Source organism: Streptomyces sp. NPDC090032, from assembly GCF_044748025.1.
Classification (GTDB): Bacteria; Actinomycetota; Actinomycetes; order Streptomycetales; family Streptomycetaceae; genus Streptomyces.
This window is the reverse complement of the sequence record NZ_JBIVFF010000005.1, coordinates 124,314-144,692: the sequence shown is the minus strand read 5'-3', so window position 1 is coordinate 144,692 and position 20,379 is coordinate 124,314. Positions and strand designations below refer to the sequence as shown.

Below are 20,379 nucleotides of genomic sequence, written 5' to 3'. Positions count from 1 at the left end.
GTCACGTGGATACCGACGACGTCACATCAGCAGCGGGTCGATGTCGCAGTTCGCGGGCCTGCCGTCCGCGGCCGCTGTGGTCGCCGGGTGGTTCTCGCCGAGTGTGCGCCGGTAGCGCTCGGCCGTGTCGGCGTACAGCTCGTCCGCCTCGTCGTCGCGCTGCAGCTGCCGCAGCCCGAGCGACAGGTTGAGCGCCGTGGCGAGGGTGATGGGGTGGTCCTCGCCGAGCTTGGTGCGGCACAGGTCGAGCGACCTCGTGGCGAGCTCCACCGACGCCTGCATCTCGCCGAGCTCGAACAGGTCCGCGACGAGGTTCGCGGTGCAGGAGAGCGTGTTGGGGTGGTCCTCGCCGATCAGCTCCGTCAGCTGCTCCCGCGCGTCCACGTTGGCCGCCCGGGCCTCCTCGGTCCGCCCGGCCAGGCGCAGACAGATCGCGTGGTTGACACGTCCCGCGACGGAGTGAGGATGCCGCGGACCGAGCAGCGCCTCGTACCCCTCGTACCCCTCCTGCCCGAGTTCGAGTGCCCGTGCGAGGTCGCCGCTGTGCCGTACGTCGATGGCGTGCGAGGCCAGCGCGTTGACCGTCTGTGGGTACAGGCTGCCGTAGCGGGTGCGGAACATGAGCAGGGCCCGGCTGGAGAGTTCGAGAGCCAGGTCGTGCTGTCCGGCGCGCCGCTCGGCCACCGACAGGACCCGGATCGCGGAGATCGTGTTCGGATGGGTGTCGCCGAGGGTGTTGCGGAAGCGCTCCTCGACGTCCCGTGCCTGGTCGCGGGCCGCCAGGTACTCGCCGCCCTCCTGGAGGTCGAACGTCACCGACGCCATGGTCCCCAAGGTCGACGCCGCGTTCTCACCGAGCTCCGCGACCTTGCGGCTGTGCGTCATGCGGTCGAGCGCGAGAGCCGCCCTGAAGTGCCCGATGAACCGCAGGTTCAGCGCGTGCCGGTGGGCGGTGATGAGGGTGGCCGGGTCGTTGGGCCCGAAGAGGCGCTCGCAGGTTTCGTAGGCGTGCTTGTCGAGTTCGAGCGCTGCCTGGAAGTCGCCGCGCAGCCGCAGGTCCCAGGCGACCATGCTGGTGATGTCGATCGTCGACTCGTGCTCGGGGCCGAGCACCTCGGTCATGCCGGCCAGGGTGCGCTGGTCGAGCTCGTACGCCTCCGAGTAGCGGCCCAGGATGCGCAGCGCGTTCGTGTAGAGCTTGGCCGCGTTGAGCACGTGCTCCGCGGTGTCCCCGTCGGCCTCGCGCCAGGTGGTGTACGCCTCCCTGGCCAGGTCGAGGGAGCCCTGGTGGTCGCCCCAGGAGAACATGTACTGGATCTCGTTCAGGACGAGTTGGCGTACCCAGGGGTCCTTCGACTCGACGGCCCTGCTGTTGAGGACGTGCGGCAGCAGGTCGCCGTACTGCTTCCACTGGTGGGACGCCGCGGGCTCGTCGGGGTCGTACTTGGCGAGCAGCCGGTGGGCGCCGCCGCGCATCTGCGACTTCAGCGGCTCCGACATCTGGGTGATGAGGACGCGCTGGACCAGTCGGTGCAGCTGGATGGTGTTGGTGTTGTGGTTGATGCGCGCCAGGGCGTACCGGTTGATCTCGCGGATGGCGCGGCCGAGCCGGATCGGGTCACTGAGTGCCGCGTTGAGCTCGGGGGGTACGGGGGCGTCGCGGACGCCGGTGAGCAGGCGCCGGGAGATCGGCTCGGGCGCGAAGAAGGCGCACACCTGGAGGAGTTGGAGGGCCGCGGGATGGTTCTTGCGCAGCCGGTCGAGGGAGACGTTCCAGGCGGCGGCGACGGACAGCGGGTAGTCCACCGGGGGGTCGCTGAGCATCAGCTCGTTGGCCTGCTGCTCGAACATGCGCAGGTATTCGTCCGCGGGCATGCCCGTCTCGGCCAGCCATACGGCGGCCTGCTCGATGCCCAGCGGAAGGTCGCCCAGGGTCTCGGCGAGCCGGTCCGCGGTCGCGTCGTCCAGGTTCGGCGCTCTCATCTGGAGGAGCGACCGGCTTTCCTCGCGGGTGAACACGTCGACCTCCAGGGGACGCGCCGAGGACGACCACTGCGCGTTCCGTGAGGTGACGAGGATGCGGCCGGGGCCGTTGGTCGGGAAGAACTCCCTTACGGACTCCGGGTCTTCCGCGTTGTCGAAGATGAGGAGCCAGTTCTTGAACGGTTCGCCGATGCGCAGGGCCTCGATGACGGCCGGCACCGCCGTGTTCGCCTCGCCGCTGCCGACGCTCAGGCCGAGCCTGCTCGCCAGGTTGACGAGGGCCTGCCGGATCTGCTGCGTCTGTTCGGCGGGAATCCACCACACGACCTGGTACTCGTGCAGATGCCGGTACACGTACTCGACGGCGAGCTGGGACTTCCCGACACCGCCCATGCCCTGGAGTGCCTCGGGCAGCACCGCCGTTGTCCCCTCCTGGAGCCTGCGGTGCAGGTCCTCCAGGAGCTGGACGCGGCCGGTGAAGGCACGGTTTCGGGGAGGGACGTTGCCCCAGACGGGTGGCGGCTTCTGCAGCGCGTCACCCCTTGACCCGGCCTGGGTGGACTGCAAGCCGCTCACTTCTTCGACCCTTTCTTCGTTGCCGGTGTCCGGTACTTCGTTGCCGGTGTCCGGCGGGGCGGCGGTGGGCCCGGCCCCACCGGCAAACCGACTGGGTTCGCCGGAGGGTGTGGCCACCGGAGGTGGAGGTTCGTCGAGGCGTGCCTCAAGCTCCCTGGCAGCGGTGGCGTGCGGTCCTGCCATGGCCGCGAAAGCGGGCAGAATAGACGAAATCCATGGCCGCAAACCTTCCATGGAGACACTCCGCGCGCGATCCGGCTCGCGCAGAAGGGCGACGCCTTCCCCGTACGCCGGTACGGCGACCGCCAAATGGTCCAAGGCCAGCATCAGCGCGCGGGCCGTCTCGCCGCGCGTCCCGTCGGAGAGCAGCTCCCGCCGCACGCCCTCGCCGAATTCGAGCTCGACGCCCGGCCCGGCGCTCTCGCCCGGTTCCGCCTCTGTGCGCTGCAGCAGCCCGCTGAGGAGCAGCTCCGCCACGTGCCAGTTCCGCGCCCCGGGGATCAGCCCTTCCTGGAGCAGGCGCAGCACGTCGAGGTTGAGCGGGACGGCCGCGGAGAGGCGGGCCAGGTGGTAGGCGGTGGGGGAGAGCTGGGCCCGCACGGTCTTGACCTGGATGTCGGCGGGCAGCGCGGCGGCGGGCCTGCGCGCGACGGCGGTCTCGTCGCCGGGTGTCCGGTCCAGGACGCGCACCGTGTAGCCACCGGTGGTGTCGTGGGCGAGGAAGCGGGCGAGGCCGCCGAGCCCCTCGGGGGTCAGCGTCACCACCGGCAGCCGCACCCCGTCGCAGGCATCCGGCGCGTCGGTTCCGTCGGGTCCGTCGGCTTCGGCGGTGGGCATGACCAGGCCCACGGGCTCGGCCTTCCAGGTGCTGTTGGGGGCCGCGGGCCGCGGACTGGTCAGCAGCAGGCTGCTGGTCTGCGTGCCCGCCCTCGCCCAGACGTGCTCCGGCAGCACGTGCACGAGCGCGACGGGCATCGTGCGGGCCCACCGGGCGAGCCGGCGCCGGGCGCTGCCGTCGCCCCAGTGGTCGGCGTGCAGATCGGTGAGGACGAGGACCAGATGCCGGCCCTCGGTGTCGCTGACGGGCTCACCGCCGTCCTCCTGCCAGCGCACGGTCCGTACGTCGCGGAAGGCGCCCGAGCAGTGCAGGGTCTCGGCGAGGCGCTGCGCCGTGTGCGACCACAGCCGCATCGAGTCGCCCGAGTCCACCAGGAGCGTCACGGTCAGCCAGCGTTCCCGGCCGGCCTCCAGCTGGGGCAGCCACACGCCGGTCTCGGCGTGCAGTTCGGCGGTGGCCTCCTCGTTCAGGAAGACCTGGCTCCGGGAGGCGATGCGCCGCTTCAGCGGCTCCAGCGCCTTCTCGATCTCCCGCGAGCGGTCGAGGGCGGAGCCGTTGCCGAGGCTCATGAGAAGCGAGTCCACATGTGCGCCGGGATCCGCGACCTGTGCCGGCGGCCCGTTCACGGGCACGGGATGCTCAACGGGTTCCTGCGTGAGGTCAGGCACGGGGGCGTCCACGTCCTCGGGGCGTGGGCGATCGACCTCAGCGGGCTCCGGCGTTTCCGGCGTCTTCGGCACTTCCGGCGCTTCGGGCAGCTCGACCGGCCGGCCGGGCCGTGGCCTGCCGCGCTGGGCGTCCTTCAGCCGCAGCCAGCGCTGCGCGGCGAGCCACAGGACCTCACCCGCCTCGTACCAGTGCGGCTGCGGGGACGCCTCGGCCAGCGATGCGGCACCCGGCCCGATACCGTCACCCGCCACGCCGCCGTGGGAGGGCGACCGCTTCATCCAGTGCCGACCTCGTCGAGCCGTCGCCACAGCGCGTGCAACAGCGAGCTCATGGACCCCTGGTCGGGGCCCGCGGGCGTGGTGCGCAGGAACTCCGAGTTGAGGAGCTGGTCCGCGGCGAGCGAGCCGCCGGTCCGCGCGTGGTTGAGGAAGTCACGGATCATCTCCGTGCGCCCCTCGTCGTCCTGCGAGAGCTGCGCCGCCAGCATGGCGGCGAGCTGGCCCGCGTCGGGCGCGGGGAGGTCGAGGTAGAGGCAGCGGCGCAGCAGGGCGGGCGGCAGGGTGCGCTCGCCGTTGCTTGTGATCACGACGACAGGGAACGCGGCGCAGCGCACCGATCCGTGGTGGATGACCGCCGTGCCGTCCGGGTCGTCCGTGTGGACCTCGGCGTCGGGGAGCCTGGAGCGCACGCGGGCCAGCTCGTTGATGCGGAACTCGCCCTCTTCGAAGACGCTCAGCAGATCGCCCGCGAGGTCCGTGTCGGACTTGTCGAACTCGTCGATGAGCAGGACGCGCGGGGTCTCGCGAGGCAGTAACGCCGTTCCCAGCGGGCCGAGTTGGACGTAGTCCCCGAGGTTCGTCAGGCCGTCCGGGTCGGGTGCGGGATCGCCGGCGGCGCCGGGTCCGGAGCCGCGCAGGGCGCCGCGGGTGGCCGCTTCCTGCACTCTGCCGATGGCGTCGTAGGTGTAGAGGCCGTCTTTGAGGGTGCTGCGGCTGGTGATCGACCAGCGCAGGACGCGGCCGAGGGAGAGTTCACGGCTGATGCAGTGGGCGAGGCTCGACTTCCCGATGCCGGGAGGGCCCGCGACGATCAGCGGCCTGCGCAGGAAGAGCGCGGCGTTGACCAGGTCGAGTTCCTGCTCCGACGCGGTCCGCACGACGGGTCCGTCCGGTGGCCCGAGGCGGCGGGTGAACTCGTCCTCGTCGTCGGGCGGCGAACCGGTGATCAGGGGGGCGCCGGTGAAGCGGCGCCAGGGCGGGGGCGGGGGTAACTGGCGGGACACGGGCTCCTTGCCGCGGGGCCTCGCCGTGCCTCGGTAGATGCGCCATGCGCCGGGATCGGCCGCGGCGCCGTCGGCCTGTGCCGGAACGTGCGGATCCCTGTCGGCCATCGACCGTTCCCCCTCACCCTGGTTCGTGCCCGGTCGGTGCACGTCCGTACTTCCCAACCGCCCTGGCCCGAACACCTGGTTGGGCCGCACCTCTTCAACTCGCTGATTGGGGCACTTCGGGAAGGCGGCTCGGATCGTCCCACAGCACAGCGATACGAGAGTCGATGGAACCCTCGTGCCCATCGTCGCGTGTTCCGGGAGAGAAGCGCAAGCGCGTGACCGTCTCCAACAAGTCGTCCCAGGCACCCGTTTCGGCGACCCTGTGAAGTTCCTCGTGCTCACTGTCGCCGAGTGGTCCCTGGTGAGCCCAGAGCAGCACCGGCAGGCCCGCCTGGAGGCCCAGCGTCAGCTCGCTGAGCCCGTGATCCTCGTCCGGTGACGACCCCAGAGTCATCAGCACAATGGCCTGATTGTGCTTCAACTTGGCGTAGAGCGCCTGCTGTTGGGATCCGGCGCCGGTTTCACACCGGTGCACGCGCCCCGCGCCCCCGCCCCTCAGTACCTCCCAGCGCGCGTTCCACACCCGGTGGACCTGGCGCGCTTCCATCCGCTCCAGACTGCGAATGACGACCTTGTAGTCCATGCCCAGCGGAGGGCGGTAGGGGGCCGAACGGCCGAGGCCGGGCTGGCGCGACCCGAAGGGGGTCGGCCGGGTCCAGTCCTCCACGGGCGTGTTCGCCATCGCGAGGGAGAGGATGAACTCCACGACGATGCCGCCGTCGTGGTGCCGCAGCCGCTCTTCCTCCCGGTCGACGAGGGTGGCGACCCAGTCGGGCACCTCCGTCAGGCGCAGTTCCCGGTCGTCCCGCTGACGCGGTTCCCAGGCGTTGCCGGTGCTCGTCCAGCAGGTGAGTGCGACACGGTCGGGTGACTCGGTCAACGGCCGGAGCCGGATCACCAGGAAGGCTTCCCGTCCGGGGTCTTTTCGCCAGTTCCCGGTGGTTGTGCGGACGGCGGCGAGCATGCGCTGCCCCTCGGGTCCCGCGTCGGCGAGGGAGCGGATGTGGCGGCTGAGCCAGACCCTGAGCGGGTCGCCGCGCTCCGGGCCGACCAGGTACGCCAGTTCGTGCAGGAAGCGCACGCTCCTCGGTATCCCGTCCGGAGGAACGTTGCACTGCTCCAGGAGTTCGTACGCCTCGCGTGCCGTGCGGGTCGTCCTCGGCAGCGGCCCGAAGCTGTCCCCGGCCACGTGGCGGAACAGTTCGGCGAGATCCGGCACGGTGTCCCGGTCGAGCCCGCTCAGCAGCGGGTCGAGCGCGGCCCGCTGCGACGGGTCGCCGGGCGGCGGCAGCGGCGACTCCACGAGCGCGGACGCCTGGAGCGAGGCCAGATCGTCGTCCGCCAGATAACGGACGGCCTCCACCAGCCGCAGCCACCCCTGGGGCACGGCGCCGAACACCCGCACCATTTCGACGATGTGCGGCTTCTTGTCGCCGAACTCGCCCACGGGCAGGCGCTGTCCGAGCCGGTGGAACGCCCGCTCCACACACATGCTGCGGCTGCGCCGGTCCTCCATGACGGACACCCGCATCAGCGCCTCCACGAGCTGCTCCTCGCTCGCGGGAAAGGCCGGGTACGGGGAAGGGCGCTCAGGCATGGCCGTCGCAGCGGTTCTGCCATCGGGTGGCACCCGCCGGATAAATGTCCGCAGTTGGTCGAGCCACTTCCACGTGTCCCCCTCACGCGTCCCGTGGCAGCGGTCGTACTGTCGCTGCCCGAGCCAGCAAGGGTATGCCGAAGAGCCTCGCGTGGGTACGGTCACAACCGTCCCATTTGGATCACGCGTGCAACGGGTCCCCGCTCAGGAAGCGGGGACCCGACCGGCCTCAGGGCGGTGCGTCCTCAGGCTCGGCAGGCCGCGGAGATCTGGCCGACCAGGACGGCGAACAGCATGTCGAGGGCGGCGTAGTCGCTGACGACGACGCCCCCATGCTGCATGCGGAGCAGTCCGGCACCGGAGTCGGGGCACTGCCGGGAATGCCGACCCGGAGCACCCAGGAACGGTCTGGACGTGGCCTGCTGAGCCGCACGCTGTCTGTCTGGCGCGCGGTCCGGGATCTCACGGCCCGCTGGCCTCTGAGATGCCCTGCGCGAGATTGCCCAGGACGTCGATGAGTTGCCGTCCGAAGGCGGTCGGTGCGATCAGTACGCCGAAGACCAGCACGATGGCCACGGTGAGCCATTGGTCGGATCTGCTGCGGGCGTGCACAGTGCGACGGATACGCAGGTAGATGATCACGGCCAGCAGGACCGCCACGTTGAGTGTCAGGATCACGGGATCAACTCCCCCTCTGGTCAGGACAGCGCGGTCGGGCGACGCGGCGGCGGGATGCGGTCGAGCAGGTCCCACAGGGGGCGCGAGCCTGCGGCCCACTCGCCGAGTGTGTTGCGGTCGACGAGGTGGATGCGGTGCTGCTTGCCCCAGGGGACGGCTTTGGAGGAGAAGCGTCCGTTGGTGAGCACGACCGCGATGTCCGCGCCGTGGATCTGGCGGGCGGTGCCGTTGACCTGTTGCAGCACTCCGACACCGACGGCGGAGCCACGGTCTCCGTCACGTCGGTGCTTGCACTGGATCGCCCAGACTCGGCCGGCGGGATCGACGGCGCGTACATCGCAGGCGTCGTCACCGGCGCCACCGAGCTGCTCGGCCCGGCAACCGTCCCGGCGCATCAAGTCCCGTACGGCGAACTCGAATGCGCGGTGATCCAGAGCGTCGATCTCGGCGATACGCAGCCGCAGAGCCCGGGCCCGTACGCGTGCCCACTCCGCCCGCTGCCTCATCTGCTGAAACCACCAGCCGGCCACAACGGCAGCGATCACGCCCGCGAGAACGAGTACCCACCAGTGGACGAGCAGCCACCGCACAACGGCGACCGCCAGGCCGACCGCCGCGACGGCGGCCACCAACAGGGCGATGTGCTGGTCCTGTTTCCTGGAGCGGCGGGCGGGACGGCGTCGGGCAGGACGACGCCGGGCGGGACGACGGCGGGAGGTGCGACGCGCCCTCATGATGGAGATCCCCCTTTGGCCAGATGCGTCGGCGTGCCGTGCTCAAGTCATATGACAGCACGCGACGCTGACGCGGCGTAAGGGGTCAGTTACTGGGAGCGATGGGATTTCGGCCAGCGGGAACCAGTGATCGGCCCACCTGCCGGACAGTCACCTGCATGTTCGGCGGTGGACCCGATCAGCTTTCAGCCGATTCCCGGTCAGGCCAGCTTCTTGAGGCGGGCGACCGCCTCTTCGAGGACCGGGATCTGCTTGCAGAACGCGAAGCGTACGAAGGGGGCGCCCGCGTCGCGGTGGTCGTAGAAGACCGCGTTCGGGATGGCGACCACGCCCGCGCGTTCGGGCAGTGCTCGGCAGAACGCGAAGCCGTCGCTCTCGCCGAGCGGGCGGATGTCGGTGGTGACGAAGTACGTGCCCGCGGGCCGGAACACCTCGAAGCCGGCCGCTGCGAGGCCGTCCGCGAGGAGGTCGCGCTTGGCGCTCATGTCGGCGCGGAAGGCGTCGTAGTACGAGTCGGGCAGTGCGAGCGCCTCGGCGATCGCGTACTGGAAGGGGCCGGACGCGACGTAGGTGAGGAACTGCTTGGCCGAGCGGACCGCGGTGACCAGCTCGGGGGACGCGGTCACCCAGCCGACCTTCCAGCCCGTGAACGAGAAAGTCTTGCCGGCGGACCCGATCGTCACCGTGCGCTCGCGCATGCCGGGGAGCGTGGCGAGCGGGATGTGCGTGGCGTCGCCGAAGGTGAGGTGCTCGTACACCTCGTCCGTGATCACCAGGAGGTCGCGTTCGACGGCGAGGGCCGCGATCGCGGTGAGTTCCTCGCGGGTGAGGACGGTGCCGGTCGGGTTGTGCGGGGTGTTGATCAGCAGGAGGCGGGTGCGGTCGGTGACCGCGGCGCGCAGCTCGTCCAGGTCGAGGCGGAAGGCGCCGCCGTCGGGGCGCAGGGTGACGGGGACGCGGGTGCCGCCCGCCAGCGCGATGCTGGCCGCGTACGAGTCGTAGTACGGCTCCAGCGCGACGACCTCGTCGCCGGGTTCCACCAGGGCGAGCAGCGAGGCCGCGATGGCCTCGGTGGCGCCGGCCGTGACGAGGACCTCGCGGTCCGGGTCGAAGGCCAGGCCGTAGCGGCGCTCCTGGTGCGCGGCGATCGCGGTGCGCAGCTCGGGGACGCCGGGGCCCGGCGGGTACTGGTTCCCGCGGCCGTCGCGCAGCGCCCGTACGGCCGCCTCGCGGATCTCCTCGGGGCCGTCCGTGTCGGGGAAGCCCTGACCGAGGTTGATCGAGCCGGTCGCCGTCGCCAGCGCGGACATCTCCGCGAAGATCGTGGTCCCGAACTCGGCGAGACGGCGGTTGAGCAGAGGGCGCGCGCTGGAGGTCATGGCCGCCATCCTGCGCCGAACCTCTGGAGTTCCTCAACTCGCGTTCGGGGATTGGGCACGTGGGCCGGTACCCCACGCACCCCCTCCATGACCAAGGGGTGGGGTGTCGTCGCCTGCCGTTGTCCGAGATCCCCGATGACATTGCGCTGATCGGCATGGGTCTTCGACCACTCCATTCGAGGGAGTGCTGATGGGCCGAAAATGCGAATAGGAATATTTCCGGAATACTGTGCGCCGGTCGAATGATCTACATCTTTCCCCCTGTCATTTGAATGGGCAGTGGACTACTTCTGCGTAATATGCGGCGGCAGTAAAACTAAGGCTTCCCGGGTGATCGGTAGGGCCCGGTATGCCATGCCCCCCCCACAGGAATGGCCTCGATGAAACTGAAGATCCCCCAAGTAGATCACCGCCGTACTTTGTCCGGCTTGCTGGCCTCGGCCCTCGCCGTGACAGTTTCCGCTGCGATGGTCTTCCTGACGCCGACTGCGGCGTCGGCGATCGCCCTGCCCGTGCCTCTGGGCACAACCGCCAGCTACTCCGTTCTGGCGGGTCAGGGAGTTACCAACACCGGCAACTCGGTGCTCGCCCATGATCTCGGGACACACCCGAATCCGGCCATCACCGGATTCCCGCCCGGACAGGTGGGAGGTGCCGTGCACGCGGCGGACGCCAACGCCCTCCAGGCCAAGTCCGACCTGATCGTGGCGTACAACAACGCCGCCGGTCAGGCGCAGGACTTCCCGCTTGCGGCGGGAATCGGCGGAGGCCCGGCGCTGCTGCCCGGCGTCTACCACGCCACCGCCGGCGTCGGCATCACCGGCGACTTGATCCTGGACGGCCAGGGCAGCTCCGACGCGGTCTGGGTCTTCCAGATTCCGGAATCCCTGACGACCGCGACCTCCAGCCGCATTCTCCTCACCAACGGCGCTTCGCCGTGCAACGTGTTCTGGCAGATCGGCCAAGATGCGTCGCTCGGCGTCACCACCAGCTTCGTGGGCACGCTCATGGCCGGGAACTCGATCACCGTGAACCAGGGAACGAACGTCGAGGGCCGGCTGCTGGCCCGGGTGGGTTCTGTGACCCTCAACAACAACAGGATCTTCCTCGGCGGGTGCGCGAATTCCACCACTGGTGGAACGACGACCGGAACCACCACGGGCACGACGACCGGAACCACCACCGGAACCACCACGGGCACGACCACCGGCGGTGGCCTCCTCGGTGGCGGCCTCGTCAGCGGTGGCATCACCACCGGCGGCCTCCTGGGCGGACCCCTCGTCACGAGCGGCAGCACCTCTGGCAACATCGCCGGCAACACGGCCGGGAACACCGCCGGCAACACGGCCGGAAACACCACCGGCGGGAACACCGAGGGCAACACGGCCGGGAACACCACCGGCGGCCCCGGCGGCGGACACGGCCATGGGCCGGGCGGGCCGAAGCACGGTGGTCATGGGAAGCCGGACCACGGTGGCCATGGGAAGCCGGACCAGGGTGGTCACGGGAAGCCGGACCACGGTGGTCACGGGAAGCCGGACCAGGGTGGTCACGGGAAGCCGGACCACGGTGGTTACGGGCAGCCGGACGAGGGTGGTTACGGAAATCCGGACCACGGCAAGCAGCCTGACGAGGACTACGGCTACGACGACGTGCCCAAGGGCTACGAGGGCGACCACCAATCCAAGAGCTACGAGGGCTAGGCAGCGCACTGCGCTCAGCCCGCTCACCGGATCACGGCGCGTGGCGGGATTCTCATCGAATCCGCCGCGCGCCGTCGGTGGCAGTAGGCGCGGAACGCGGAGCGAGCAACTGAAATGAGAAAGACAGGGTGCGCGGTGTCGAGCGGAATTGACTCAGCGGATGTGAAGGAAGTTCAGCACGCCGAATCAGGTCCTGTAGCGCGGGGATGTCCTGACGCCACGGCCGCGACGCCCACTTTCTCGAAAAGTGCCCTTGTGCTGAGGGCCGGGCTGCGCACTGCCGTCGTCCTGTGCCTGGCGGCGAGTGTCGTCCACGTGGTTCTGGTGTTCCTCCATGTAGCGCCGGCGAACACCCTGTCCAAGCGATACAGCCCGCAGATCAATGCATGGGTGTTCCCCTTCTTCGAACAGAATTGGCGGCTCTTCGCCCCGGACCCAGAATCCGTCAACCGGCAGATTCTGGTGAGAACCGCACACACCGAACGCGACGGACCGGTCCAGGTGAGCCCCTGGTTCGACCTGACCGCCGTGGACAGCTCCGCAGTCGAGCATCAAGCGTTCCCGAGCCACACCGCGCAGAACATGTTGCGCCGTGCCTGGGCCGGCTACGTCGACTCGCACGGAGGCGACGACAAGGCGCGCACGGAACGCGCCCTGATGATGCAGAAGTACCTGAGCAACATCGCCGCGGACCGGGTCGCCGACCGCAGAGGAGGCAGCTTCGACTTCATTCAGCTCCGCGTCGTCGCACTGCCGATCGCCGTACCCGGCGCCGCGGCCGGCGATCGCCCGCCCAAGCCGGTCGAGAACCGGCTGCTGCCCTGGTGGAAGGTGACCCACCATGCAAAGTGAGACGCACAAGGCCGCGCCCTCCGGCGCCGAGCGGTGGCTCGCCGACCGGATCACCACGGCGTGGCACCTCCTGACCGGCCGGCCGGTGTCCCTGTACGCCGCGTCGGTGCTGCGTATCGGCTATGGGCTGCTGTACCTGATCTTTCTGCTGCGTGAGTTCCCGCACCGTGCCGAGATCTGGGGCCCGGACTCACCGTGGACGCCCGCCTTGGCACGCGAGCTCTTCGAGCAGACGGGGTGGAGGAGCATCCTGACCCTGTCCGACAGCCGCCCCTACTTCGAGTGCTGCTACGTGCTCGCCCTCGTCACGTCCGCGCTGTTCCTGTTGGGCTGGCGCACCCGGGCCATGTCCGTCCTCTTCGCCGTCGTGGTGTGCTCGTTCCATGCCCGCGCGATCTTCATGACGGACGGGGGCGACAATCTGGTCCTGCTGATGGCTCTCTACCTCGCCTTCACCGCGTGCGGCCGGCGCTGGTCCCTGGATGCGCGCAGAGCCCGACTGAAGGCGCCTCGCGCGGACAGCGCGCCGGAACCAGCAGGGAGCCTCCTCGCGCGGCAACTCCGCGCATCCCGCACCACGTTGATCACCGTGGTGCACAACTGCGGCATGCTCGTCATCGCAGCGCAGGTCTGCCTTCTGTATGGATCAGCCGGCCTGTACAAGGTCCAGGGCCCTGCCTGGGGCGGCGGCACCGCTCTCCACTACGTCCTGAACCTCGAACTCTTCCGGCCCTGGCCCGCGCTCTCCCACTTCGTGGACGAACACACGCTTCTGATCGCGATCGCGGGCTATATGACCGTGCTCCTGCAGGTGGCCTTCCCGTTCGTGCTCTTCGGCAGGCTCAAGTACCCCGTTCTCGTCATGCTGCTGGGCATGCACATCGGCATCGCGGTGCTCATGGGGCTGCCCCTCTTCTCCGGCGCGATGATCGTCGCGGACGCCGTATTCCTCCCCGACCGCTTCTACACCCTGCTGCCTCACCTCGGGCGGCGCGCCGCGCAGCGGAGGAACAGTCGGCGGTCGGTGCCCGAACGAGCTGCGGGATCCGGAACGGTACCCACGCAGGGCGGACCCGGCTCGAAGCATCGAGCCGTACTCCCGGCGGACCGGGAAGACGCCACGCTCGCCGCCGGGCCCACGTCCCCCCAAGTCCCCCCAGAAAGCAGCTGAGTCAGCATTGATGCCGGACAGTCCCCGAAGGGCCCTACGGCAAAGGGCTGCTTCACGGTGATTCCCCGCTGCTCCCCACTTCGTCCGGTGCGCCTGCAGTGCGGCCCGATCGACCGCCGATCGCCCCTGGTTCTGCTTCCGGTGCAGGCCAGGGGCTTTCGCGTAATGGGAAACCTCTGGAGTTCCTCAACTCTGCTTTGACCGTATGCAGGCCAGGGAATGCCCGAATCACGCCCGACGGGGGCGTTCTCGGGGGAATGAGAGGCGGGTGAGGGCCGTGATCGTCGGAGCCATCATCTTCGGACTTGTGGTCGTGGGCATCGTCGTGGCTGTGTCGTACGCGGGCAGCTCGGGCAAGACGCGGAGCGGGAAGACGTCACTGAGCAAGGGCCGGTCGGGCAGGTCCAGCAGCAGCTGGTGGGCCGGCGGCGGCGCCGGCGGTGTGGTGGGCGGGGCCTCCTGCTCGTCGGGCAGCTCCGGCGGACACCACGGGCACTCCTGCGGCGGCGGATCCTCGTGCGGGGGCGGCAGCTCCTGCGGAGGCGGGTCCTCCTGCGGCGGCGGGGGCGGGTGCGGCGGCGGAAGCTGACCGCGTCACCAGGACACGTACGGCCCACAGGGAGGCGGCTGACACGGGGCAGCCGGTCCGCGTGGGCCGTACGTATGCGCGGGCGGCAGACGGGCCACGGGGCGCCATATGCGCTTGGAATGGTCCGTTGTGCGGGAACGGTACGCAAGTTGCCCGGAGAAGTTGAACAGTTGAGCTGTGGGGTCCCCGAAGGGGATGGAAACCCGGCGAAGTTGGGTAAAAAGGCTGTGGTGGCGCCACTGTTCATGATTCCCTCGTAACCGTCAAAGCGGCCCTCGTGCGTTTCTCGTGGGCACGTGCCGGCCCTCCCCTTCAGCGCCGGCCTCACCTCCTTTGCGTGTTAGCGGAGCCGACCCATGCTCACGACCCTGAATACCGCCTACACCGACACGCGCGCGGACGACCTGGCCTGGGCTCTCGGCCGTGAGCCGCTGCCCGCGCTCGCCACGCTCGACATCGAACTGGCCGGTGCCCAGCTCCAGTTGAGGCTCCTCGGAGCCTCGCACCAGGTACTCCTGACGGAGGAGCAGGGCAGCTGCTCCGAGACCGTCGCCTGTATCCCGGGCAGCAGCACCCCGCTGCCGCTCGGCGTCGCCAAGCGCGTGGGCGACTGGGAGTACGAATTCGCGGCACACGTCGAGACCCTCTCCGAGGGCTCGTTCGCGGGCCGCGCGCAAGAACTCATCGCGCTGGTGTCCGACCATCCCAACGGCCTCGTCGGGGTGTTCCCCGGCAGCCCGCACGCCTTCACCGCACTGCTCGCCCACCGGCAGGAGGGTCAGGTGCGCTGGCGCACCTGGCACGCCTATCCGCAGGAGGGTCAACTCGTCGTCACCCGCACCCGGGTGGGGGTGCGGATCCCCGCCGCGATGCTGTGACGTCGTGGCCCGCAATCCATGCGCGAACCGGCCCACTTACACACGTGTGGGTGACTGGACGGAGTTGCGCGGTGACGTAGCGTTCCCAACGTGATCGACCCGCGCACCTCCGTCCAGTCCCGCGTCCCACGCGCCCGGAGCGAGGAGGGCAAGGCACCCCTTCCCGTGAGACCGGCGACGGGGCGGCTGCTCGTGCTCGCGGGCGTCTTCCTCTGCGCGGCCTGCGGACTCGTGTACGAACTCGAACTGGTCGCGCTCGCCTCGTACTTGATCGGCGACTCGGTCACCCAGGCGTCCGTCGTCCTGTCCGTCATGGTCTTCGCGATGGGCATCGGCTCGCTCGCGGCCAAGCGGCTGCGGCTGCGGGCCGCCGCCGGGTTCGGCGCGGTCGAGGCCGCCCTCGCGCTGGTCGGCGGGTGCAGCGCGATGGCGCTGTACGCCGTGTTCGCCTGGACCGGCGACTGGGGCGGATCCTGGGCGGGCGGCTCGCGCTACATGCTCGTCGGGTTCTCCCTCGCCATCGGGGTGCTCATCGGCGCCGAAGTACCCCTGCTGATGGTGCTCATCCAGCGGATCAGACGGCAGGACCCGGGCGGCGCCGTCGCCGACCTGTTCGCCGCCGACTACGTGGGCGCGCTCGTCGGCGGGCTCGCCTTCCCCTTCCTGCTGCTGCCGATGCTCGGGCAGCTGACGGGCGCGCTGCTGACCGGCGCGGTCAACGCGCTCGCGGGCGGCGCCCTCGTACTCGGCCTGTTCCGCAGGGACCTGACGCGCCGGGGCCGCTGGACGCTGCTCGTGGCGAACGTCGTCGTGCTCGGCCTGCTCGCCTGCGCCGCGGCCCGCGTCGACGACTTCGAGCGCGCCGCCCGGCAGGCCATGTACGGCCACGACGTCCGCGTCGCCGTGCAGACCGGCGTACAGGAAATCGTCCTCACCGGCGGGAAGCACGAGCCGCTCGACCTGTATCTCGACGGGCGCCTGCGCGTCAGCGGCCGGGACGAGCAGCGGTACCACGAGGCCCTGGTGCGGCCCGCGATGACCGGACCGCACGCGCGCGTGCTCATCCTCGGCGGCGGTGACGGCCTCGCCGCCCGTGAGGTCCTGCGCTTCCCCGGGGTACGGCGGGTGGACATCGTCGAGATCGATCCGGGCGTCGTCCACCTCGCCAGAAACGATCCGCCGCTCAGCGCGCTCAACGGGCACGTCTACGAGGACCCGCGCGTGCGGGCCGCGACCGAGGACGCCTTCCACTGGCTGCGCGGGCCCCACGCCCCGTACGACGTGGTGATCTCCGATCTGCCCGACCCGGGGATCACGGCCAGCACGAAGCTGTACTCGCAGGAGTTCTACGGCCTGGCGGCCCAGGTCCTCGCCCCGGACGGGCGGCTCGCCGTGCACGCCGGGTCGCTGTCGTCGCGGCCCCGCGTGTTCTGGACCGTCGACACGACGCTGCGCGCGGCGGGCCTGCGGACGGTGCCGTACTGGGTGGGCGGGGGCGCACCGCCGGCCCCGGCCGGGCGGCGGCACGGGGCGTGGGACCGGCTCACCGGGATCACCGACGGGCCCGACCGCACCCTCGACGGGACGCGGGCACCGAGCGACTGGGGTTTCGTGCTCGCGGGCCACCGGCCGCCTGCTCAGGGCGCGGTGCCGCGCGAGCGGGTACGGGCGGCGGAGCGCTCCAGGATCACCGGACTCGCCCCGTCGACCTTGGTGCATCCGCGGTACTCCGACTGAGGCGGTACGCCGACCGAAGCGGTGACCCGGCTGAGGCCGTACGGCGACCGACTAGGTGCCGAACGCGGGACGGGTGGGGCCGGGCGTGGGTAGGCTCGGTCAGCATGGAGCATGAGGTGTTCGTTCCGGTTCCGGCGGAGTCGTTGAGGGGCGCGCTGGCAGCCCCGGAGTTGGTGGCGAGGGCGGTGCCCGGCCTTCAGCGGGAGGCCTCCGGCGACGGCGGCAGGCTGAAGCTCCGCATCGGCGGCCACACCATCACCTACCGCGGCTCCCTGCGCGTCACCGAGACGCGGACCGGGGCGTTCGCGGTCGAGGGCGACGGTGTCGAGGCGCGGGGCACGGGTTCCGTGAAGTTCGCGGTGACGGTACGGGTCGCCGCGGTGCCCGGGGGCTCGAACGTCACCTTTGCGGCGTCGGGCAGCGGGGACGGCCGGGTCGCCGAACTCGCCGACGACGCCGTGCAGTCCGCGGTCCGCCGCCTCCTGAGCCGGTTCGCGGAGGCACTCGGCACGGTGGCGGAGCCGGGGACGGACCCGGAGAGCCCCGCCGATGCCACTGTTGGCGACGCAGACGACGCAGACGACGCAGACGACACCGGCGACGCGGACGAGGCCCACAGCTCCGTCTTCGAGACCGAGATCCCGCCGCCCGCGCTCGCCCCCTTCGCGGAGCTGGAACCCGAGGATGCCGAGGCCGGCGAAGACGTCGGGTTCGATGCCGACGTGCCGCCCGCGGAGGCAGCCCACGCCCGCCGGACGATGATCGGGCGCAGTGCCGAGGAGGTCGACCACGCGCCACCGCGCGGCCGGTACGCGCCGGTGCCCGCGCCCGAGTCCACGACGGCCACCGCCACGCTGCGCTGGGCCGCGCCCGCCGCGGCCGTCGTGGTCGCTTCCGCGATCGTCGTCGGCCGGGTACTGCGCCGCCGGCGCTGATCGAAAAGTAAGGTCGGCTCGTGACTACCCAGGAAACGACGCTGACCGCGGGTGACGCGGAAGTGACCGTGCAGCCGGGCAACGGCTGCCGCGTGAGCAGCCTGCGGATCGGCGGCACCGAACTCCTCCGGCAGGGGGAGCGGTACGGCTGCTTCCCGATGGTGCCGTGGTGCGGCCGCACCAGGGACGGCCGGTTCCGGGACGGCGGGCGGACGTATCAGATGCCGCTGAACTCGCCGCCCCACGCCATCCACGGCTTCGCCCGCGACGCCGAGTGGACGACCGCCCGCGCGAGCGCCGACGAGGCCGTCTTCACGTACGACCTGGCCGAGCCCTGGCCCTGGCCCGGCCGCGTCACGCAGACGGTGCGCCTCGCCGAGGACTCCCTCACGCTGACGCTCGGCATCGAGACGTACGGCAACTCGTTCCCCGCGCAGGCCGGCTGGCACCCCTGGTTCAACCGGACCCTCGACGGTTCCGACGATGGCGTGCGCGTCGACTTCTCCCCGGCCTGGCAGGAGGAGCGCGGCGACGACCACCTCCCCACCGGTAAGCGCATCGACCGCACCGACGGCCCCTGGGACGACTGCTTCGGGATGCCCGACGGCGTCGACGTGACCCTCACCTGGCCGCGGCAGCTCGAGGTCAGGATCGCGAGCCGGGAGCAGTGGGTCGTCGTCTACGACGAGCAGGAGGCGGCCGTGTGCGTGGAGCCGCAGACCGGCCCGCCAGACGGCCTGAACACGCTGCCGCGCCTCGTCACCCCGGTGGACCCCCTCGAGGCGTCGGCCACCTGGACGTGGCGAACGCTCTGAGCCGGAGCCCAGGACCGGCCGGTCTAAGCTCGTAGCCATGACGAACGACGTGCGCGACGCGCTTCTCCAGCAGATCAAGGACAAGGCCGTGGTGCACGGCAAGGTGACGCTCTCCTCCGGTCTGGAGGCGGACTACTACATCGACCTGCGCCGCATCACCCTCGACGGCGAGGCCGCCCCGCTGGTGGGCCAGGTGCTCCTCGACCTGACCGCCGACCTCGACTTCGACGCCGTGGGCGGCCTGACGATGGGCGCCGACCCGGTCGCCGGCGCCATGCTGCACGCGGCCGCCGCCCGGGGCGAGCGCCTCGACGCCTTCGTGGTCCGCAAGGCCGCCAAGGCGCACGGCATGCAGCGCCGCGTCGAGGGCCCGGACATCAAGGGCCGCCGCGTCCTCGTCGTCGAGGACACGTCCACCACGGGCGGCTCCCCGCTCGCCGCCGTCGAGGCCGTGCGCGAGGCCGGTGCCGAGGTCGTCGGCGTCGCCACGATCGTGGACCGCGCCACGGGCGCCGCCGAGAAGATCTCCGAGGGCGCCGGGGTGCCGTACCTGTTCGCCTACGGCAAGGACGAGTTGGGCCTCGACTGAGGCCGGCCGGACGGGCCGGCCGGACGCCGGGCCGATAACGGGCCGGATCCAGTACGCGACCAGGACTGGAGCTGTCCGGCAAGTCTGGAAAGATGGGGGCGACGATGACGTCGCCATCCGGGGCCGCTCCAGACGAGAGGCCCCAGGTCAGGGTCTGACAGCACACACCCGCACATCCCAAGGAGCGGACACATGCCCATCGCAACCCCCGAGGTCTACGCCGAGATGCTGGACCGCGCGAAGGCCGGCAAGTTCGCCTACCCGGCCATCAACGTGACCTCCTCGCAGACCCTGAACGCTGCGCTGCGCGGCTTCGCGGAGGCCGAGAGCGACGGCATCATCCAGATCTCCACCGGCGGTGCGGAGTTCCTGGGCGGCCAGTACAACAAGGACATGGTGACGGGCGCCGTGGCCCTCGCCGAGTACGCGCACATCATCGCCGAGAAGTACGACGTCACCGTCGCGCTGCACACCGACCACTGCCCCAAGGGCAAGCTGGACGGCTATGTGCGCCCGCTGCTCGACATCTCCGCCGAGCGCGTCAAGGCCGGCCGCAACCCGCTGTTCCAGTCCCACATGTGGGACGGCTCCGCGGAGACCCTCGCCGACAACCTGGCCATCGGTCAGGAGCTGCTCGCGAAGGCCGCCGCCGCGAAGATCATCCTCGAGGTCGAGATCACCCCGACCGGCGGCGAGGAGGACGGTGTCAGCCACGAGATCAACGACGAGCTGTACACGACCGTCGACGACGCGATCCGCACCGCCGAGGCCCTGGGCCTGGGCGAGAAGGGCCGCTACCTGCTCGCCGCGTCCTTCGGCAACGTGCACGGTGTGTACAAGCCGGGCAACGTCGTCCTGCGTCCGGAGCTCCTCAAGGACCTCCAGGAGGGCGTCGCCGCCAAGTTCGGCAAGCCCGCCGGGTCGCAGCCGTTCGACTTCGTCTTCCACGGCGGCTCCGGCTCCACCGAGCAGGAGATCGCGACGGCGCTGGAGAACGGCGTCGTGAAGATGAACCTCGACACCGACACCCAGTACGCGTTCACGCGTCCGGTCGCGGACCACATGTTCCGCAACTACGACGGCGTCCTGAAGGTCGACGGCGAGGTCGGCGTCAAGTCGCAGTACGACCCGCGCACCTGGGGCAAGTCCGCCGAGGCGGGCATGGCCAAGCGCGTCTCCGAGGCCTGCGCGAACCTGCGCTCCACGGGCACGAAGCTCAAGTAGTACGAAGCTCAAGCAGTACGAGGCTGGTCACCGGAGCCCGGC

Annotated in this window: 16 protein-coding genes; 10 read left to right on the top strand and 6 right to left on the bottom strand. The window is 70.5% G+C overall.

Features of this window, described 5'->3' with window-relative positions; translation table 11 throughout:
- Positions 1 to 21: 21 nt before the first annotated feature.
- From fxsT to ACIPWY_RS13400, 6 genes are all read right to left on the bottom strand, one after another.
- Positions 22 to 4,344 (bottom strand): FxSxx-COOH system tetratricopeptide repeat protein, encoded by a 4,323-nt coding sequence (gene fxsT, locus ACIPWY_RS13425; protein WP_401533177.1) that lies wholly within the window; start codon positions 4,342 to 4,344, stop codon positions 22 to 24.
- A complete protein-coding gene (locus ACIPWY_RS13420; RefSeq protein WP_393699458.1) occupies positions 4,341 to 5,456 on the bottom strand; it encodes an AAA family ATPase in 1,116 nt (371 codons plus the stop codon). Before ACIPWY_RS13420 ends, fxsT begins: the two co-directional genes overlap by 4 nt.
- 94 nt (positions 5,457 to 5,550) lie before the next feature.
- Positions 5,551 to 7,053, bottom strand: a complete 1,503-nt coding sequence (locus ACIPWY_RS13415; protein WP_362901242.1) for an effector-associated domain 2-containing protein — start codon at positions 7,051 to 7,053, stop codon at positions 5,551 to 5,553.
- A 462-nt stretch (positions 7,054 to 7,515) separates the two neighbouring features.
- Positions 7,516 to 7,731 (bottom strand): hypothetical protein, encoded by a 216-nt coding sequence (locus ACIPWY_RS13410; RefSeq protein ID WP_362901240.1) that lies wholly within the window; start codon positions 7,729 to 7,731, stop codon positions 7,516 to 7,518.
- Between the two features lie 20 nt (positions 7,732 to 7,751).
- A complete protein-coding gene (locus ACIPWY_RS13405) occupies positions 7,752 to 8,465 on the bottom strand; it encodes a restriction endonuclease (protein WP_362901239.1) in 714 nt (237 codons plus the stop codon).
- A gap of 200 nt (positions 8,466 to 8,665) precedes the next feature.
- Positions 8,666 to 9,853, bottom strand: a complete 1,188-nt coding sequence (locus tag ACIPWY_RS13400; protein WP_393699463.1) for a pyridoxal phosphate-dependent aminotransferase — start codon at positions 9,851 to 9,853, stop codon at positions 8,666 to 8,668.
- A 440-nt stretch (positions 9,854 to 10,293) separates the two neighbouring features.
- Between ACIPWY_RS13400 and ACIPWY_RS13395 the strand changes: the two genes are divergently transcribed.
- The 10 genes from ACIPWY_RS13395 to fbaA all read left to right on the top strand — a co-directional run bounded on the left by ACIPWY_RS13395 (position 10,294) and on the right by fbaA (position 20,337).
- On the top strand, positions 10,294 to 11,547 hold the full coding sequence (locus tag ACIPWY_RS13395) for an ice-binding family protein (protein WP_393699465.1): 1,254 nt from the start codon (positions 10,294 to 10,296) through the stop codon (positions 11,545 to 11,547).
- 114 nt (positions 11,548 to 11,661) lie between these two features.
- A complete protein-coding gene (locus ACIPWY_RS13390) occupies positions 11,662 to 12,399 on the top strand; it encodes a DUF5819 family protein (protein WP_401533173.1) in 738 nt (245 codons plus the stop codon).
- Positions 12,389 to 13,570 carry an HTTM domain-containing protein gene (locus tag ACIPWY_RS13385; protein ID WP_393699469.1) on the top strand — a complete coding sequence of 394 codons (1,182 nt, stop codon included), beginning with the start codon at positions 12,389 to 12,391 and terminating at the stop codon, positions 13,568 to 13,570. Before ACIPWY_RS13390 ends, ACIPWY_RS13385 begins: the two co-directional genes overlap by 11 nt.
- A 277-nt stretch (positions 13,571 to 13,847) precedes the next feature.
- Complete coding sequence (locus ACIPWY_RS13380) at positions 13,848 to 14,159, top strand: hypothetical protein (protein ID WP_401533171.1); 312 nt, start codon at positions 13,848 to 13,850, stop codon at positions 14,157 to 14,159.
- A 356-nt stretch (positions 14,160 to 14,515) separates the two neighbouring features.
- Positions 14,516 to 15,037 (top strand): DUF2617 family protein, encoded by a 522-nt coding sequence (locus tag ACIPWY_RS13375; protein ID WP_362901229.1) that lies wholly within the window; start codon positions 14,516 to 14,518, stop codon positions 15,035 to 15,037.
- Positions 15,038 to 15,127: 90 nt separating this feature from the next.
- Complete coding sequence (locus ACIPWY_RS13370) at positions 15,128 to 16,774, top strand: polyamine aminopropyltransferase (RefSeq protein ID WP_393699473.1); 1,647 nt, start codon at positions 15,128 to 15,130, stop codon at positions 16,772 to 16,774.
- A 104-nt stretch (positions 16,775 to 16,878) separates the two neighbouring features.
- Positions 16,879 to 17,709 carry an SRPBCC family protein gene (locus ACIPWY_RS13365; RefSeq protein WP_393699475.1) on the top strand — a complete coding sequence of 277 codons (831 nt, stop codon included), beginning with the start codon at positions 16,879 to 16,881 and terminating at the stop codon, positions 17,707 to 17,709.
- Between the two features lie 20 nt (positions 17,710 to 17,729).
- Positions 17,730 to 18,524, top strand: a complete 795-nt coding sequence (locus tag ACIPWY_RS13360; RefSeq protein WP_362901225.1) for an aldose 1-epimerase — start codon at positions 17,730 to 17,732, stop codon at positions 18,522 to 18,524.
- Between the two features lie 37 nt (positions 18,525 to 18,561).
- On the top strand, positions 18,562 to 19,113 hold the full coding sequence (gene pyrE, locus ACIPWY_RS13355; RefSeq protein WP_362901223.1) for an orotate phosphoribosyltransferase: 552 nt from the start codon (positions 18,562 to 18,564) through the stop codon (positions 19,111 to 19,113).
- A gap of 192 nt (positions 19,114 to 19,305) precedes the next feature.
- On the top strand, positions 19,306 to 20,337 hold the full coding sequence (fbaA, locus tag ACIPWY_RS13350; RefSeq protein ID WP_362901222.1) for a class II fructose-bisphosphate aldolase: 1,032 nt from the start codon (positions 19,306 to 19,308) through the stop codon (positions 20,335 to 20,337).
- The last annotated feature ends 42 nt before the right edge of the window (positions 20,338 to 20,379 follow it).

Bases quoted from the DNA above. Each gene is read 5' to 3' on its own strand.
- fxsT (WP_401533177.1), bottom strand. From the start codon at position 4,344: ATGAAGCGGTCGCCCTCCCACGGCGGCGTGGCGGGTGACGGTATCGGG.
- ACIPWY_RS13420 (WP_393699458.1), bottom strand. From the start codon at position 5,456: ATGGCCGACAGGGATCCGCACGTTCCGGCACAGGCCGACGGCGCCGCG.
- ACIPWY_RS13415 (WP_362901242.1), bottom strand. From the start codon at position 7,053: ATGCCTGAGCGCCCTTCCCCGTACCCGGCCTTTCCCGCGAGCGAGGAG.
- ACIPWY_RS13405 (WP_362901239.1), bottom strand. From the start codon at position 8,465: ATGAGGGCGCGTCGCACCTCCCGCCGTCGTCCCGCCCGGCGTCGTCCT.
- ACIPWY_RS13400 (WP_393699463.1), bottom strand. From the start codon at position 9,853: ATGGCGGCCATGACCTCCAGCGCGCGCCCTCTGCTCAACCGCCGTCTC.
- ACIPWY_RS13390 (WP_401533173.1), top strand. From the start codon at position 11,662: ATGAGAAAGACAGGGTGCGCGGTGTCGAGCGGAATTGACTCAGCGGAT.
- ACIPWY_RS13385 (WP_393699469.1), top strand. From the start codon at position 12,389: ATGCAAAGTGAGACGCACAAGGCCGCGCCCTCCGGCGCCGAGCGGTGG.
- ACIPWY_RS13375 (WP_362901229.1), top strand. From the start codon at position 14,516: ATGCTCACGACCCTGAATACCGCCTACACCGACACGCGCGCGGACGAC.
- ACIPWY_RS13365 (WP_393699475.1), top strand. From the start codon at position 16,879: ATGGAGCATGAGGTGTTCGTTCCGGTTCCGGCGGAGTCGTTGAGGGGC.
- pyrE (WP_362901223.1), top strand. From the start codon at position 18,562: ATGACGAACGACGTGCGCGACGCGCTTCTCCAGCAGATCAAGGACAAG.
- fbaA (WP_362901222.1), top strand. From the start codon at position 19,306: ATGCCCATCGCAACCCCCGAGGTCTACGCCGAGATGCTGGACCGCGCG.